The sequence below is a fragment of the Streptomyces sp. NPDC001744 genome, assembly GCF_042892575.1.
Lineage (GTDB): Bacteria > Actinomycetota > Actinomycetes > Streptomycetales > Streptomycetaceae > Streptomyces.
Genome location: NZ_JBIAUG010000014.1, coordinates 41,990 through 57,166 on the forward strand (window position 1 = coordinate 41,990; position 15,177 = coordinate 57,166).

Genomic DNA, 15,177 nt, shown 5'->3' on the forward strand with positions numbered 1-15,177 from the left:
ACCCGACCGATGAACCGAGAGGGAGTCTCATGTCGAAGCGCGGCAACAAGCGGCGGGCCCGGAAGAAGAAGGGCGCGAACCACGGCAAGCGGCCGAACACCTGAGCCGGGCCGACGCGCCGGAGGGGCCCCGGGGAGATCCCCGGGGCCCCTCCTCGCGCGCGGACGGCCCTCAGCAGGCGTGGCGGTCGCGCGCCGGGTCGTACAGGTGGCTGTCGCGGAACTCCGAGGCCGCGAGGGTGCGGCCCACGAGGATGACGGCGGTCTTCGTGATCCCGGCCGCCTTCGTCCGCTCCGCGATGTCGTCCAGGGTGCCGCGCAGGACCACCTCGTCGGGGCGGCTGGCCATCGCGACGACGGCGGCCGGGCAGTCGGCGCCGTAGTGGGGGACGAGTTCGGCGACGACCCGGTCCACGTACCGCGCGGCGAGGTGGAGGACGAGCAGGGCGCCGCTGCGGCCCAGGGTCGCCAGGTCCTCGCCCTCGGGCATCGGCGTGGCCTGCTGCGCGACGCGCGTGAGGACGACGGTCTGGCCGACCGTGGGGACGGTCAGCTCCCGCTTGAGCGCGGCGGCGGCCGCCGCGAAGGCCGGGACGCCCGGGACGACCTCGTACGGAATGCCGAGCGCGTCGAGGCGCCGCATCTGCTCCGCCATCGCGCTGAACACCGACGGGTCCCCGGAGTGCAGCCGGGCCACGTCCCGTCCGGCCTCGTGGGCGGCGGCGATCTCGGCGACGATCCCGTCCAGGTCCATCCGGGCCGTGTCCACGAGCCGGGCGTCCGGCGGGCACTCGGCGAGCAGGTCGACGGGGACGAGGGAGCCGGCGTAGAGGCAGACCCCGCACCGCGCCAGGGTCCGCGCGCCGCGCACGGTGATGAGGTCGGCCGCGCCGGGACCCGCGCCGATGAAGTAGACGGTCATGCTTCCTCTTCCTTGGTGACGGACCACTGCGTGACCGGCATCGCCTGACGCCAGCCGGTGAAGCCGCCGACGGGGACGGCGGTGGCGACGGCGAGGCGGACCAGCTCCCCGCCGTGGCGGCGGTGGGCTTCGGCGAGCAGCGCCTCGGACTCCAGCGTGACGGTGTTGGCGACGAGCCGTCCGCCGGGGGGCAGCGCGTCCCAGCAGGCCGCGAGCAGGCCGGGGGCGGTCAGGCCGCCGCCGACGAAGACCGCGTCCGGGGTGGGGAGGCCGGCCAGTCCCTCCGGCGCCGGGGCGGTGACGACCTCCAGGCCGGGGACGCCGAGGGCGTCGGCGTTGCGGGCGATGCGGGCGGCCCGTCCGGGGCTCTTCTCGATCGCGACGGCGCGGCAGAAGCGGTGGGCCCGCATCCATTCGATGCCGATGGAACCGGAGCCGCCGCCGACGTCCCAGAGGAGTTCGCCGGGGGCGGGGGCGAGGGCGGCGAGGGTGGCGGCGCGCACGTACCGCTTGGTGAGCTGCCCGTCGTGTTCGTACGCCTCGTCCGGGAGGCCGGGCACGGCGCCGAGCCGCAGGGCGCCCGGGTCGCGCACGCAGTCGAGCGCGAGGACGTGGAGGGCGTCGGTCCGCTCGTACGGCCAGTCGGCGGCGGTCGCGTCGAGGAGCCGTTCGCGGGGTCCGCCGAGCTGTTCCAGGACCCGGACGCGGGTGCCGCCCCAGCCGGTGTCGCGGAGGTACGCGGCCACGTCGGCGGGGGTGCCGGGGCCCTCGCCGAGGACGAGGACCCGGCGGCCGGGGTGGAGGACGGCGGCGAGGGCGGCGAGCGGCCGGGCCACCAGGGACACCGTCTCGGTCCGCTCCAGGGGCCAGCCGAGCCGGGCGCAGGCGTACGAGACGGAGGACGGGTGCGGGTGGATCCGGAGCCGGTCGGCGCCGACGGTCTCCGCGAGGGTGCGGCCGATGCCGTGGAAGGAGGGGTCGCCGCTGGCCAGGACGGCGATCGCGCGGCCCTCGTGGGCGGCGATCAGACCGGGGACGGCGGGACGGAGGGGGGAGGGCCAGGCGATCCGCTCGCCGGGGCAGTCGCCGGCGGGCAGCAGGCCGAGCTGGCGGGGGGCGCCGAGCAGGACCTCGGCGGAGCGCAGGACGCGGCGGGAGGACTCGGGGAGCCCGTCCCAGCCGTCCGCGCCGATTCCGACGACCGATATCGCACCGTTCACGCCGCCGAACTCTACGGGAGGCCCCGGTTCCCCCTCCTCGTGGCCGTGCTCACGTCCGGGAGGACGGGCCGTCCGTCCCTCCGCTCACTTCTGGGCGTGCTGCCCGACGGAGAAGAGGATCCAGACGAAGCCGGCGAAGGCGTGCGTGGCGAAGACGTACACGAAGACGCGGAGCATCACGCCGCGCTCTTTCCAGCGCTCGGTGTCGGTCACGGGGGCGGTCATGCCCTTCAGCGTACGGGCGCGGGAGTCCGGAGCGGACACGGGCGCGGGCGGACGCGGGGCCGGAACAGCGGGAGCGGGAACAGCGGGAGCGGGAACAGCGGGAGCGGGAACAGCGGGAGCGGGAACAGCGAAGACGGAATAGCCGGGGCGGTCGCACCGTTGGACGAGATGGTTTAAGATTCAACCAATACGCGGAAACGCGAGGCAACGCGAGAGGTGAGCACGATGCAGTTCGGGATCTTCACCGTCGGTGACGTGACGACCGACCCCACCACCGGCCGCACCCCCACCGAGCACGAGCGGATCAAGAACACCGTCGCCATCGCGCTCAAGGCCGAGGAGGTCGGCCTGGACGTCTTCGCGACCGGCGAGCACCACAACCCGCCGTTCGTCCCGTCGTCCCCCACCACCCTCCTCGGGCACATCGCCGCCCGCACGGAGAACCTGGTCCTGTCCACGTCCACGACCCTGATCACCACCAACGACCCGGTGAAGATCGCCGAGGACTACGCGACCCTCCAGCACCTCGCGGACGGACGCGTGGACCTGATGACGGGACGCGGCAACACCGGCCCGGTCTACCCGTGGTTCGGCCAGGACATCCGGCAGGGCATCCCGCTCGCCATCGAGCACTACGCGCTCCTCCACAAGCTGTGGAGGGAGGACGTGGTCGACTGGGAGGGCACGTTCCGCACCGCCCTCCAGGGCTTCACCTCCACCCCGCGCCCGCTCGACGGCGTCCCGCCCTTCGTCTGGCACGGCTCCATCCGCTCCCCCGAGATCGCCGAGCAGGCCGCCTACTACGGCGACGGGTTCTTCGCGAACCACATCTTCTGGCCCAAGCAGCACACCGAGAAGATGGTCCGGCTCTACCGGCAGCGGTACGCGCACTACGGCCACGGCACCCCCGAGCAGGCGATCGTCGGCCTCGGCGGCCAGGTCTTCATGAGGAAGAACTCGCAGGACGCGGTACGGGAGTTCCGCCCGTACTTCGACAACGCCCCGGTCTACGGCCACGGCCCCTCCCTGGAGGAGTTCAGCCGCGAGACCCCGCTGACCGTCGGCTCCCCGCAGGAGGTCATCGAGCGGACCCTGTCCTTCCGCGAGTACGCGGGCGACTACCAGCGCCAGCTGTTCCTGGTCGACCACGCGGGCCTGCCCCTGAAGACCGTCCTGGAACAGCTCGACATCCTCGGCGAAGAGGTCGTCCCGGTGCTGCGCAAGGAGTTCGAGAGCCTGCGCCCGGCCGGCGTCCCCGCCACCGCCCCGCTCCACCCCGCCGTCCTCGCCACCAAGGAGGTCTGACACCGTGCGGACGCTGAAACTGGTCGCGGTCTCCGCCGGCCTCGGCTCCCCCTCCTCCACCCGGCTGCTCGCCGACCGCCTCCTCCGGGCGGCCCGGTACCGGCTGGCCGAGCGGGAGTACGCGGTCGACGTCCAGGTCGTCGAACTGCGCGACCTGGCCGTCGACATCGCCAAGAACTTCGTCACCGGCTTCCCCTCCGCCGCGCTCCGGGAAGCGATCGACGCGGTGACCGGCGCGGACGGCGTCGTCGCGGTCACGCCGGTCTTCACCGCCTCGTACAGCGGCCTGTTCAAGTCGTTCTTCGACCTGGTCGACCCGGCCGCGCTGACCGGCACCCCGGTCCTGATCGGCGCGACCGGCGGCACCGCCCGCCACTCGCTCGTCCTGGACCACGCGTTGCGCCCCCTCTTCGCCTACCTGCGGGCCCACACCGTCCCCACCGCCGTCTACGCGGCCTCGGAGGACTGGGGCTCGGGCGGCGACGCCCACACGGACGGGCTGCCGGCCCGGATCACCCGGGCCGGGCACGAACTGGCGGACGCGGTGGCGGCCCGGCCGGTCCGGGAGGCGGACGAGGACGAGGTCGTGCCGTTCGAGGAGCAGCTGGCCGGCCTGCGGCCCGGCTGACCGCCCCGGCCCGGCCGCCGCCCCGCCCTCACCGGGCCGGCCCGTGCGGCGGGCGGGACCGGCCCGTACGGCGGGGCGGCCCTCAGTGATCCGGACCGGTGCGCGCCGGCGGCGCGTCCGCCGGCCGCACGTCCGCCACGACGCACGACACGTTGTCCGGGCCGCCCCGCGCGTCGGCCAGCGCGGCGAGGGCCCGGACGGTGCCGTCCGGGTCGTCGCCCGCCGCCAGGACGGCACGGAGCTCCGCCTCCGGGACGACCGCCGACAGGCCGTCCGTGCACAGCAGCCAGCGGTCCCCGGGCCGCCCCTCGTGCAGGCTCAGGTCCGGTACGGGACCGCTTCCCGCCCCCGCCCCGTCGAGCGCCCGGAGGAGCAGGGCCCGGTCCGGGTGGTCCGCCGCCTCGGACGGGGTGAGTTCGCCCGCGTCCACCCGGGCCTGCACCGCGGTGTGGTCCCGGGTGAGGCGGACGAGCCCCCCGTCCCGCAGCAGGTACGCGCGCCCGTCCCCCACGTGCGCGAGCGCGAGCCGGGAGCCGGTCCACACCCCGGCCGTCAGGGTCGTCCCCGCGCCGGGCGCCGCCGCGCCCACCTCCGCGTCCGCGCGGCGGACGGCGTCCTCCAGGGCGTTGAGCAGGTCCCCGGCCCGGCCGGTCACCGGAACCGCGCCGACCGCCGCGAGGGCGGCCGACGCGGCGAGGTCCCCCACCGGGCCGTAGCCGTCCGCGACGGCGAGCAGACGGGGACCCGCGTGCGCCCGGTCCTGGTTGGTCTCCCGCACCCGCCCGCGCTCCGAGAGCGCGGCGGTGGCCAGGGCACAGGGCCACACGGACCCGGGCCGTACGTTCGTCGTCATGTGGGTACTTCCTCCCAGTCGGTCGGCCAGGGAGGCGGCCAGGTCCCGCCGCGCCGCCGTCTCGGCCTCGACGCGCGCCCAGTGGGCCCGGACCGCGCGGGCCGCCGCCCCCGGGTCCGTGCCGTGCAGCGCGCACACGTCCCCGACCTCCGCGAGCGGCATCCCGATCCGCCGCAGCCAGGCCACCAGACGCGCCCGCTCCACCTGCGTCCCGGCGTAGTACCGGTAACCGGTGTACGCGTCGACGCGGGCGGGCGGGAGCAGGCCGAGTTCGTCGTAGCGGCGCAGCGCCTTGGCCGAGAGCCGGGACGCGCGGGCGAACTCCCCGATCGTCATGAGCGGTTCGCGCTCTCCGGACGTTCCGTGCCGTTCCACCGCGTGCCACCTCCCCGTACCGGCCGCCCTCGTGGCGCCCGGTGACGAGGATGCTCGGCCTTCCCGTACGGGGAAGGTCAAGGTCCGCGGCCGTCCCTCCGGCCCCGGCGTGCGGCGGCCCCGGACGCGCCCCCGGGCCGGGCCGCGCCCGTACCCGGGGACGGGCCCGCGGACGGCTCCCCCCGTTCACCCGTACGGCCCGCCTGGAGGTTCGCGGACGGGCGGGCGCTCCCACGATGGGGTCATGAGCCAGAACGACGACGGAGCCACGGGCCGGAACACCGCCCCGCCCCGTACACAGAGCACCGACCCGTCCCACAGGCGGAGCACCGCCGGGGCCTGGGCCTCCGGCGGCACCCTCTTCGCCGGCGTCCTCATGCTGGTCATCGGCTTCATGGACGTCTTCCAGGGCATCGCCGGGATCGCCGAGGACGACGTCTACACCCGCGTGGGCGACTACGTCTTCAAGTTCGACCTCACCACGTGGGGCTGGATCCACCTGATCCTGGGCGTGATCCTGGTCGTCGCCGGTTACGGCATCCTGAAGGGCGCCGAGTGGGGCCGGGTCACGGGCATCGTGCTCGCCTCCCTGAACATCCTGTTCCACTTCCTCTTCCTGCCCTACCAGCCGTGGTGGTCGCTCTTCTCCATGGCCGTGTCGATCTTCGTGATCTGGGCCCTGGCGACGGACGACGCGTACGGACCCGACGAGCGGTACTGAGGACCGGCGCGCCTCCGGGGCCCCACCGGCTCCCGGGTACGGCGGGGCGGGGACGGGACGGGCCCTGCGACACTGGCGGGCGTGGCCCCCGACCCCGCCTCCTCCGCACCCCCCGGAACCGCCACGGCGGACGCGGCCCCGCCGCCCCTCCGCCGGAGGCGCCGCCTCCTCGCCGGGGCCGCCGGAGCGCTCCTCGCCGTGCCCGCGACGGTCGCCGGCTGCCGCCTGCTCGGCACGGACGCGGTCACGCCCGTGCCGCAGCTGCTCTCGTTCCTGCCCTGGCTCACCGTCCCGGCCGGGCTCGGACTGCTCCTCGCGGCCGCCGCCCGCCGCCGCGCCCTCTCCTTCGCCGCCGTCGTCGTCCTCGCCGCCACCGGCTGGAGCGCCCTCCCCCCGCGGGCGGGGGCCGTCGACGGCCACGGGGCGCTCCTCGCCCGGGTCCGCGTCCTGGCCGCCAACGTCGAGTTCGGACAGGCCACGGAGGCGCTGATCGCCGCGGTCGGACGCGAACGGCCCCGGCTCGTGTACGTCTCCGAGTGCGACCGCGCCTGCGGGCGCGCCCTGACCACGGCCTTCGCCGCCGAACTGCCCCACCACGTCTCCGTCGGGGCGGACGGCTCGGCGGGCTCCGTCCTGCTGAGCGCCTTCCCGCTGCGCGACCGGTGGACAATCCCGGCGACGATGGGCATGCCGGGGGCCACCGCCGAGATCGGCGGGCGTCCGGTGCGCCTCCAGCTCGCCCACCCGATGCCACCGCTGCCGGGCCAGGTGGACGTGTGGAAGCGGGAGCTGGGCCGGATCGCGGACTTCGCCGCCGGGTCCCGGGAGCCGGTCCTGATCGCGGGCGACTTCAACGCCTCCCAGGACCACGCGGCCTTCCGCGCGATCCTCGACGCGGGCGGCCTCCACGACGCGGCCCGGCAGGCCGGGAGGAGCCGCGCCCCCACCTGGCCGCTGGAGGGCCCCCTCCCCCCGTACGTGCAGATCGACCACGTCCTGGCCGGCCCCGGCTTCGTCCCGGTGGGCTTCCGCCTCCTGGACCTCGCGGGCAGCGACCACCGGGCCGTGCTCGCCGATCTCGACCTGCGGGAAGGGCGCTGATCGGCCACGCTGGAAGGCATGGACAACGAGGAGATCCTGGACGACATCGGCGCCCTCGTGGAGGAGGAACGCGCGCTGCGGCAGCGCGGGGACGGCCTCACGCCCGGGGAGCGGGCCCGCCTGACCGAGGTGGAGATCCGCCTCGACCAGTGCTGGGACCTGCTGCGCCGGCGCCGCGCGAAGGCGGAGTTCGGCGAGGACCCGGACACGGAGACGATCCGCCCGGCGGCCGAGGTGGAGTCCTACCGCAACTGAGCCGGGGCCGTGCGACCGGCGCGGTCCGGTGCGGTCCGGGACCGGTCGGCGCCGTACGGGACGACCCGCCGGTGCCGTCAGAAGACGCGGGCGTAGATCCGGGCCCCGCTGTGGAACGACACGGTCAGCCCCGCCCGGCCGACGGTGTCGGGCTGGGCGGACCACCGTTCGATCCCCGAGATCTCCGGGCTCCCGGCCCGCGCGAGGGCGGCGGCGAGCCACGCCTCCGGGGAGTCGTCCGCCCGGGGCTCCTCCCCGGGCGGCACCGGGTCGCCGGTGACGGGCTCGTCCAGGAACCCCTCGTGCTTGGCCCCTTCGGGCAGCAGCCCGGTGAACTGCCACCGGTGCTCGGCCGATCCCACCGTGACGACCACCCCGAAGGGGTGCTTCGTGTCGCCCGTCTCGGCGAGGGTCCGCACCCCGCCGGCGGTCGGGGTGTCCTTCACGACGCCTACGACGAAATCGGTGAACCGCTGAGGACGCATGCGTGCTCGTTTCTTCTCGTGACGGCCCTCCATCCTAGGGACCGGCGGGACCCCCGGGGCCGCCCGCCCGGCGGCGCCCCGGCGGGCCGGACAGTACGTTGGACGGCATGGCGCGTACCGAAGAAGCCGGGCGGCTCGTCCCGCCGGCCTGGCTGACCGCCGGGCTCAGGCCCGCGCCCGTGCCGGTTCCCCGGGCCGCCGTCCTCCGGGCCGGTGTCGCGATGGCCGCGCCGCTCGCCGCCGGACTGGCCGCCGACCGGCCCGCGTACGGGGCGCTGGTCTCCATGGGCGCCCTGTCCGGGGTCATCGGGGACACCGCCGACGCCTACCGGATGCGGGTCTTCAACATCGCCGTGCCGCAGCTCTTCGGGGTCCTCGGCGTCACCCTCGGCACCCTCGCCTTCGGGCACGGCTGGGTCGCCGTCGCCGTGCTCACCGGCGTCGCGCTCGTCTCCGGGATGATCTCCTCGATCGGCGCGGTCGCCTCCGTCTCCGGGCTGCTCCTGCTCCTCAACGCCGTCGTCGGCGCCGGGCTCCCCCTGCCCGACCCCTGGTGGACGGCGCCCGTCCTGCTCTCCCTGGGCGGGCTCGTCGTCCTCGTCCTCACCCTGCTCGGCTGGCCGGTGCGGCGGGGCGCGCCCGAACGGGACGCCGTCGCCGCCACGTACCGGGCGGTGGCCGACCTCTACGAGGCCGCGGGCACCTCCGCGTACGACGGGAGACGGCAGGCCGTCACCGACTCCCTGAACCACGCCTACGACCTGGTCCTGGCCCGGCGCGCCCGCCAGCACGGCCGCGCCTCGCCCCTGGTCGGGCTGCTCGCCCGGCTCAACGTCCTCGTCCCGCTCGTCGAGGCCGCGCCCGCCGCCCACTTCGGGGCCCGGCGGTCCGGCCCGCTGCCCGCCGCGGTCCCGGCGGCCGTGCGGGAGCTCGCGGACGCCGTCCAGGAGGGCCGCACCGGCGCCCCCGTCCCGGACCTGCCCGTCCCGGAGCGGCCCTCCGAGAAGGCCGTCGACCACGCCCTGCGGCACGCGGCGAACGTCGTCCACGAGCGGGAACCCGATCCCGGCGACCGGCTCGGCCGGCCCGCCGCGCTCCGCGTCCGCGTGCGGCGCAACGCCCGCGCCGTCCTCCTCTCCGGCGCCTCCTGGCGGTACGGACTGCGGCTCGCGCTCTGCGTCGGCCTGGCGCAGGCGCTCGTGTCGCTGGTCCCCGTGCCCCGCTCCTACTGGGTCGCCCTCACCGTCACCTTCGTGATGAAGCCCGACTTCGGCTCGGTCTTCTCCCGGGCCGTGCTCCGCGCCGCCGGCACCGTGCTCGGCCTCGTCCTCGCCGCCCTCGTCCTGTCCGGAGTGCCCCGGGGCTGGTGGGACGTGCCCGTCCTGCTGGTGCTCGCCGCCCTGATCCCGGCGTTCTCCGCGAAGGGGTACGCCTTCCAGACGGCCGCCGTCACCCCCGTCATCCTGCTGCTCTCCGACGTCCTCAACCACCAGGGCTCCGCCCTCGTCCTGCCGCGCCTCTACGACTCGCTCATCGGCTGCGGGATCACGCTCGTCGCCGGGTACCTGCTCTGGCCCGAGTCCTGGCACACCCGGGTCGGGGCCCGGCTCGCGGACGCCGTCTCCGACACCGCCGACTACGTGGACATGGCGTTCTCCGACACGGAACGGTCCGATCCGCACGCGCGGCTGCGGGCCCGCCGGACGCTCTACCGGGACCTGTCGACGGTCCGCTCCGAGTTCCAGCGGGCGCTGACCGAACCCCCGCCGACCGGCACCCGCGCCGCCGCCTGGTGGCCGCTGGTCGTCGCCGTCGAACGGATCGTGGACGCCACGACCGCCGCCCGCGTCCGGGCCGGCCACGGCGCCCCCGCCCCCGACCGGGCCGAAGTGGCCGCCGTGGCCGGGGAACTGCGCGAACTCGCCGAGGGGCTGCGGTCGAGCGACACCCTCGTGGAGGTCCGCACCGAACTGCCCGGCGACGAGAACGGAGTCCTGGAGCCGCTCCGCCAGGAGGTCCGGGCCGCGCGCGCCATCGCCGGACCCGACCTGCGCTGACCCCCTCCCGGAGGCGTACGCGGCGGTTCACCGGCGGTGACGGAACGGAATCCTTCCACCGCCGTCACCCCCTTCCGTCCCTCCGACTACGATGCGCCCATTCACGGTGATCCGCGCCCGCCGCCGCCGGTGTCGACCGGCCCGGCGGGCAGGCCACTTCGTCCTGCCTCGCCCCCGCGCCCCGAGGACCCGCCATGCGCACCACCACCAGCGGCAGAGGGCTCCAGCCCAATGTCCTCGGCACCTTCGACACGATCGTGATGGCCGTCGCCGGAAGCGCCCCCGCCTACTCGCTCGCCGCGACCACCGCCGTCCTCTTCGGCGCGGTCGGCTTCGGCGGTCCTGCGGCCCTGCTGTACTGCGCGATACCGATGCTCGGCATCGTCCTCGCGTACGCCCGGCTGGGCCGGATCGACGTCAACGCCGGTGCCGCGTACTCCTGGGTGGGCCGCACCCTGCACCCCTTCCTCGGGTTCCTCTCCGGCTGGGCGCTGGTCTTCTCCACCACCGTCTTCATGGTGGCCGGTTCGCTGCCCGCCGGGACCCTCACGCTCTCCCTGATCGCCCCGGACCTCGCCGACAGCACCCCGCTCGCGGCGGCGGTCGGCGCCTGCTGGTTCCTGGCGATGCTGCTCGTCGTCCTGGGCGGCGCCCGGCTCACCGTGCGGGCCCAACTGGTCATGTCCGGGATCGAGATGCTGATCCTGGCCGGCTTCGTCCTCGCGGCCGTGATGCACCGGGGCCGGGCCAGCGCCTTCGACTGGTCGTGGTTCGGCCTCGGCCAGTTCCACGGAACGCAGGGCTTCGCCGCCGGGGCGCTGATCGCCGCGTTCTACTACTGGGGCTGGGACGTCACCGGCAACCTCAGCGAGGAGACCCGCGACAGCCGCCGGACCGCGGGCGTCTCCGCGCTCGTCGGCGTCGGCTTCGTCTTCGTCCTCTTCGAGGTCATCACCGTCACCGTCAACCTCCTCCTGACGGCGGAGGAGATCCGCGCCGCCGGGCCCAACGTCCTCGCCGTCGTCGGGCAGGAGGTGTGGCCCGGCATCGGTGGCAAGCTGCTCGTCGGGGCCGTGCTCCTGTCGACCGTCGCCACCCTGGAGACCACGCTCATCCAGGTCACCCGCTCGCTCTTCGCGATGGGCCGCGACCGGACCCTGCCGGCCGCGCTCGGCACCGTGCACCGCCGCTGGAACACCCCCTGGGTCGCGATCGTCACGGTCGGCGGGGCGGCACTGCTGCTGTTCGCCGCCGCGGCGGCGGCCGGTTCCGTCCAACGCGTCCTCAGGGACGCGGTCGCCGCGATCGGCCTCCAGATCGCCTTCTACTACGGCCTCGCGGGCATCGCCGCCGTCGTCGCGTACAAGTCGGTCCTGTTCCGCTCCGTGCCCAACCTGGTCATCGGCGGCCTCTGGCCGCTGTTCGGTTCGGCGTTCATGCTCTGGGCCTTCGTCGCATCGCTCGGCGAACTCTCCAGGACCGCCCTCGCCATCGGCCTCGGCGGCCTGCTCCTCGGCGTGGTCCCGCTGGTGGTCCACCGGCGGGCGGGCAGCGACTACTACCGCCGCCCGGCCCGCCTGGACGCCGCCCGCGCCCTCGCCGCCACCGAGGCCGCCGGCGCGCCCACGCCCGGCGCCCGCACGGGCGGTCGCGACAAGAACTACGCGACGGACTTCTGACCCCCGGCCCCGCTCCCCGGACGAGGGGGCCGGGCCCGCCCGTGCCGGGCGTGGAATACGCTGCGGCCACGTCCGGTCCCCGTTCCCGGCGCGGCGCGCCCGCTCCCGCCCCGCCCCGTCCGGCACGGACCCGTGCTCCGTCGGTCCGCCCCGCGACTCCCGGCCGCCGACCCCGAAGGAGGACCCCGATGGCCGTGCTCCGCCGCTCCCGCCGCCCGGAGCGCTTCGTGCCCGCCTTCGACCCGGACTGCGGGGACCGCGCGCTGACCGAGGCGCGCCACGACATCGTCATCGGCCGCTGGCAGGGCGTGCGGGACCTGCTCGCCGCGACCGGCGACGACTGGGCGCGCCGCACCCACCGCGTCCGGCTCCTGTCGCACGCCGTCGCCGGCGGCTGCGCCGTCGAGACCTGGCGGAGCGCCGAGCCGGGCAATCCGGACGCCGCCGTGCTGCGGGCCGCGACCGAGGTGGTGCGGGTCTTCGACGCGGCCATCGCGGCCGGCCGGGGCGCCCCCGTCGACCGGGGCCGGATCGACGCGGCCGTGGACGCCTGCCGGGACGCGGCCGAGGCGGCGCCCGCCGACCCGGTGCCGTGGGTGTCGCTCCTGTCGGTGGCCAGGCTGTACGAGGGCGGGGTGCCGCGCCGCGAACTGCGCCACTGGTTCGACGAGCTGCGCCGCCGCGACCCGTACAACACCGAGGGGCACATCCAGGTGCTGCGCTACTGGTCGGCGCGGTGGCACGGCACGCACGGCAGCATGTACGACTTCGCCCGCGACGCGGCGGGCGTGGCGCCGCCCGGCTCCCCGCTGCCGGTCCTGGTCCAGGTGGCCCGGGTCGAGGAGTACCGGTACGTCGCGGACGGGGCACTCGGCCGGGGCCCGGTGCGCGGGTTCGACCAGCACTGGAAGCACGAGCTGGCCGTGACCGAGCTGCGCCGTACGCACGCGCGGTGGATCGGCGGCAGGGAGCCCGGCAGCCCGGTGCCCCCGGAGGAGGTCGGGGACCTCAACTTCCTCGCGCACGCCGCCTGCTACGCGGGCCAGGTGGGGATCGCCAGGGAGCTGCTCGGCCTGCTGGGCCGGCGGGCGACCTGGGTGCCGTGGGCGTACACGGGCGACCCGGAGGAGCAGGTCGTACGGTTCCGGGAGGGCCTGGGGGCGGAGTGAGACCGCTCCGCCCCGGGCCCCGGAACCGCGCGGGATCAGACGCCGATGTCGCGGCCGTCCGTGCGCCAGACGGCGACGACCGACGGGCGGACGATCTTCCCGGGTCCGTCGGGCCAGGTGCTGGCGGGCTTCTCCACGGACGCCCCGTCGATCTCGCCCGGGTGCTGCACGGCGACGAGCACGCGCCGGTCCTGAATGAGCGGGCCGCAGGTCTCGGCGCCCTTCGGGACGGTCAGGAACTGCTTCAGCTCACCGCGCCGCTCGCCCCGCACCGCGACGCCGAACAGGCCGTCGTGGGAGCCGAGCTGGTTGCCGTCGGTGGAGATCCACAGGTTGCCGTGCGGGTCGAAGGCGACGTTGTCCGGGCAGGAGATCGGGGACACCTTCTCCTTGGGGAAGCCGGCGAAGTAGGTGGCCGGGTCGTTCGGGTCGCCCGCGACGAGGAAGAGGCGCCAGGCGAAGCCGTCCGAGGACGGGTCGTCCCAGTGCTCGGCCAGCTCCAGGATCTGCCCGTGCTTGTTGAGGTTGCGCGGGTTGGCCTCGTCCGCGCCCGCCTTGCCGGCCTTGCCGCGGTCGGTGTTGTTGGTGAGCGCGACGTAGACGCGGCCGGTGCGGGGGGACGGCTCGACGTCCTCCGGGCGGTCCATCTTCGTCGCGCCGACCTTGTCGCCGGCGAGGCGGGTGAAGACGTACACCTCCTCGGCCGTCATGCCGGGGACGTGCGAGACGTTCCCGGTGGCGAGCGGGATCCACACGCCGGAGCCGTCGAACTCGCCGTCGTTCGGGAGCTTTCCGGTGCCGTCGACCTCGGCGGCCGGGGAGTCGCCGGTCAGCTTGGCGACGTACAGCGTGCCCTCGTCCAGGAGGGTCAGGTTGTGCTCGCGGGCGGCCCGTGAACTCCCCTTCATCATCCGCTTCGAGGAGACGAACTTGTAGAAGTAGTCGAAGCGCTCGTCGTCGCCCATGTAGACGACCGGACGGCCGTCGGCGGTGAGGCGGGGCTGCGCGGCCTCGTGCTTGAAGCGGCCGAGCGCGGTGCGCTTGCGGGGCGTGGACCCGGGGTCGTACGGGTCGAGCTCCACCACCCAGCCGAAGCGGTGGACCTCGTGGGGCTCCTGCTTGAGGTCGAAGCGCTTGTCGAACCGCTCCCACTTGCGCTCGGTGGCGCCCGAACCGACGCCGTAGCGCTTGTCGGTGGCGGAGGAGCCGTTGGCGAAGTACTGGTTGAAGTTCTCCTCGCCGTGGAGGGTGGTGCCCCACGGGGTGGTGCCGCCGGCGCAGTTGTTGAGCGTGCCGAGGACCGTGCGGCCGGTCGGGTCGGCGGAGGTCTTGAGCAGGTCGCTGCCCGCGGCGGGGCCGGTGACCCGGAACTCGGTCGTGGTGTGCAGCCGCCGGTTGAGGGGGTGGCGGGGGACCGGGGTGAGCCGGCCGGTGCGGTGCTCCTCCTCGACCACGACGACCGACAGGCCGTGTGCGGCCCAGGCGATCTCGACCTGCTCGCGGGTCGGGTTCTGCGGGTCGTAGCCGCGGAACATCAGGACCTCGTCGGTGTACTCGTGGTTGGCGACGAGGACCTGCCGGCCGCGCTCACCGGGCAGCGGCAGCAGGGAGAGGAAGTCGTTGTTGTAGCCGAACTGGCCGGCCTGGGCCTTCGCGGTCTGCTTCTCGGCGTCGAAGGCGGGGGCGCCGCGCAGGATGGGCTCGCCCCAGCGGATGACCACGTTCTGCGCGTAACCGGCGGGGACGGTGACCTTGTCGGCGGTGTTGGGCGCGACGGGGGCGAAGCGGAGGCCGCGGGCGCCGTCGGCCTTGCCGGGGACGTGGCCGTGGCCGTGGCCGTGACCGGCGCCGTGGGCCTCGGCAGCGGGGGCCTCCCCGAGGGCGACGGCGCCGCCGACGGCGGAGGCGACCGTCACGACGGCGGCGGCGCGGAGGGCGGAACGGCGGGAGAGGACACCGGCTATGAGGTCACCGGCGTACTCGTTGTCGCTGGTGTTGGGCACCTCGTGGAAGCAGGCGTCACCACAGCGGTACCGGCAGGTGAGAGCGGAACGGCCGCCTCCGTGCGGGTTCGTGCTCAGCAGCGGCAGCAGTTTGCGCACTTCGTCCTCCTCCGGCGCACCGTCTGCGCCGACATGGTGTCGGGATGGCTTCGGCGGTGACGCTAGGTGCGCGTCCGGGCC

Annotated in this window: 15 protein-coding genes; 9 read left to right on the forward strand and 6 right to left on the reverse strand. The window is 75.2% G+C overall.

What is annotated here, in order from left to right; all coding sequences use genetic code 11:
- The first annotated feature begins 29 nt into the window (after window positions 1-29).
- Entirely contained in the window at window positions 30-104 is a 75-nt protein-coding gene (locus ACFYZY_RS18125; RefSeq protein WP_372460710.1) for a 50S ribosomal protein bL37, read from the forward strand.
- 67 nt (window positions 105-171) lie between these two features.
- Here the strand turns inward: ACFYZY_RS18125 and cobM are convergent, their stop codons facing one another.
- The 3 genes from cobM to ACFYZY_RS18140 all read right to left on the reverse strand — a co-directional run bounded on the left by cobM (window position 172) and on the right by ACFYZY_RS18140 (window position 2,366).
- Window positions 172-921 (reverse strand): precorrin-4 C(11)-methyltransferase, encoded by a 750-nt coding sequence (gene cobM / locus ACFYZY_RS18130; protein ID WP_388694897.1) that lies wholly within the window; start codon window positions 919-921, stop codon window positions 172-174.
- Entirely contained in the window at window positions 918-2,141 is a 1,224-nt protein-coding gene (gene cbiE, locus ACFYZY_RS18135) for a precorrin-6y C5,15-methyltransferase (decarboxylating) subunit CbiE (RefSeq protein WP_388694900.1), read from the reverse strand. Before cbiE ends, cobM begins: the two co-directional genes overlap by 4 nt.
- 84 nt (window positions 2,142-2,225) lie before the next feature.
- Window positions 2,226-2,366 (reverse strand): DUF6126 family protein, encoded by a 141-nt coding sequence (locus ACFYZY_RS18140; protein WP_388694901.1) that lies wholly within the window; start codon window positions 2,364-2,366, stop codon window positions 2,226-2,228.
- A 225-nt stretch (window positions 2,367-2,591) separates the two neighbouring features.
- Here ACFYZY_RS18140 and ACFYZY_RS18145 point away from each other — a divergent pair, with 225 nt between their 5' ends.
- Both ACFYZY_RS18145 and ACFYZY_RS18150 read left to right on the forward strand, forming a co-directional pair.
- On the forward strand, window positions 2,592-3,671 hold the full coding sequence (locus ACFYZY_RS18145; protein WP_388694903.1) for an LLM class flavin-dependent oxidoreductase: 1,080 nt from the start codon (window positions 2,592-2,594) through the stop codon (window positions 3,669-3,671).
- A gap of 4 nt (window positions 3,672-3,675) precedes the next feature.
- The gene (locus tag ACFYZY_RS18150; RefSeq protein WP_388694906.1) at window positions 3,676-4,299 is read left to right on the forward strand and encodes an FMN reductase; all 624 of its coding nucleotides are present in this window, start codon (window positions 3,676-3,678) and stop codon (window positions 4,297-4,299) included.
- 82 nt (window positions 4,300-4,381) lie between these two features.
- Here the strand turns inward: ACFYZY_RS18150 and ACFYZY_RS18155 are convergent, their stop codons facing one another.
- Window positions 4,382-5,488: a MerR family transcriptional regulator gene (locus ACFYZY_RS18155; protein ID WP_388695171.1), complete on the reverse strand. Its 1,107-nt coding sequence runs from the start codon at window positions 5,486-5,488 to the stop codon at window positions 4,382-4,384.
- A 283-nt stretch (window positions 5,489-5,771) separates the two neighbouring features.
- On the opposite strand from ACFYZY_RS18155, the gene ACFYZY_RS18160 reads away from it, so the two are divergent.
- From ACFYZY_RS18160 to ACFYZY_RS18170, 3 genes are all read left to right on the forward strand, one after another.
- Window positions 5,772-6,248 carry a hypothetical protein gene (locus ACFYZY_RS18160; RefSeq protein WP_388694909.1) on the forward strand — a complete coding sequence of 159 codons (477 nt, stop codon included), beginning with the start codon at window positions 5,772-5,774 and terminating at the stop codon, window positions 6,246-6,248.
- Between the two features lie 81 nt (window positions 6,249-6,329).
- On the forward strand, window positions 6,330-7,349 hold the full coding sequence (locus tag ACFYZY_RS18165; protein ID WP_388694912.1) for an endonuclease/exonuclease/phosphatase family protein: 1,020 nt from the start codon (window positions 6,330-6,332) through the stop codon (window positions 7,347-7,349).
- 18 nt (window positions 7,350-7,367) lie between these two features.
- Entirely contained in the window at window positions 7,368-7,604 is a 237-nt protein-coding gene (locus ACFYZY_RS18170; protein ID WP_388694915.1) for a DUF2630 family protein, read from the forward strand.
- A 77-nt stretch (window positions 7,605-7,681) separates the two neighbouring features.
- On the opposite strand, the gene ACFYZY_RS18175 is transcribed toward ACFYZY_RS18170, so the two are convergent.
- Window positions 7,682-8,089 carry a hypothetical protein gene (locus tag ACFYZY_RS18175; protein ID WP_388694918.1) on the reverse strand — a complete coding sequence of 136 codons (408 nt, stop codon included), beginning with the start codon at window positions 8,087-8,089 and terminating at the stop codon, window positions 7,682-7,684.
- 107 nt (window positions 8,090-8,196) lie between these two features.
- Between ACFYZY_RS18175 and ACFYZY_RS18180 the strand changes: the two genes are divergently transcribed.
- From ACFYZY_RS18180 to ACFYZY_RS18190, 3 genes are all read left to right on the forward strand, one after another.
- Complete coding sequence (locus tag ACFYZY_RS18180) at window positions 8,197-10,146, forward strand: FUSC family protein (protein WP_388694921.1); 1,950 nt, start codon at window positions 8,197-8,199, stop codon at window positions 10,144-10,146.
- 194 nt (window positions 10,147-10,340) lie between these two features.
- Window positions 10,341-11,825, forward strand: coding sequence for an APC family permease (locus tag ACFYZY_RS18185; RefSeq protein WP_388694923.1), 1,485 nt, complete (start codon window positions 10,341-10,343; stop codon window positions 11,823-11,825).
- A gap of 188 nt (window positions 11,826-12,013) precedes the next feature.
- Window positions 12,014-12,994, forward strand: a complete 981-nt coding sequence (locus tag ACFYZY_RS18190; protein WP_388694926.1) for a hypothetical protein — start codon at window positions 12,014-12,016, stop codon at window positions 12,992-12,994.
- Window positions 12,995-13,029: 35 nt separating this feature from the next.
- Here the strand turns inward: ACFYZY_RS18190 and ACFYZY_RS18195 are convergent, their stop codons facing one another.
- Window positions 13,030-15,096 (reverse strand): PhoX family protein, encoded by a 2,067-nt coding sequence (locus tag ACFYZY_RS18195; RefSeq protein WP_388694928.1) that lies wholly within the window; start codon window positions 15,094-15,096, stop codon window positions 13,030-13,032.
- Between the last annotated feature and the right edge of the window lie 81 nt (window positions 15,097-15,177).

Excerpts from the sequence above, each read along its gene's own strand:
- ACFYZY_RS18170 (WP_388694915.1), top strand. The coding sequence starts at position 7,368 with ATGGACAACGAGGAGATCCTGGACGACATCGGCGCCCTCGTGGAGGAG.
- ACFYZY_RS18175 (WP_388694918.1), bottom strand. The coding sequence starts at position 8,089 with ATGCGTCCTCAGCGGTTCACCGATTTCGTCGTAGGCGTCGTGAAGGAC.
- ACFYZY_RS18145 (WP_388694903.1), top strand. The coding sequence starts at position 2,592 with ATGCAGTTCGGGATCTTCACCGTCGGTGACGTGACGACCGACCCCACC.
- cobM (WP_388694897.1), bottom strand. The coding sequence starts at position 921 with ATGACCGTCTACTTCATCGGCGCGGGTCCCGGCGCGGCCGACCTCATC.
- ACFYZY_RS18160 (WP_388694909.1), top strand. The coding sequence starts at position 5,772 with ATGAGCCAGAACGACGACGGAGCCACGGGCCGGAACACCGCCCCGCCC.
- ACFYZY_RS18185 (WP_388694923.1), top strand. The coding sequence starts at position 10,341 with ATGCGCACCACCACCAGCGGCAGAGGGCTCCAGCCCAATGTCCTCGGC.
- ACFYZY_RS18140 (WP_388694901.1), bottom strand. The coding sequence starts at position 2,366 with ATGACCGCCCCCGTGACCGACACCGAGCGCTGGAAAGAGCGCGGCGTG.
- ACFYZY_RS18190 (WP_388694926.1), top strand. The coding sequence starts at position 12,014 with ATGGCCGTGCTCCGCCGCTCCCGCCGCCCGGAGCGCTTCGTGCCCGCC.
- ACFYZY_RS18180 (WP_388694921.1), top strand. The coding sequence starts at position 8,197 with ATGGCGCGTACCGAAGAAGCCGGGCGGCTCGTCCCGCCGGCCTGGCTG.
- ACFYZY_RS18155 (WP_388695171.1), bottom strand. The coding sequence starts at position 5,488 with ATGACGATCGGGGAGTTCGCCCGCGCGTCCCGGCTCTCGGCCAAGGCG.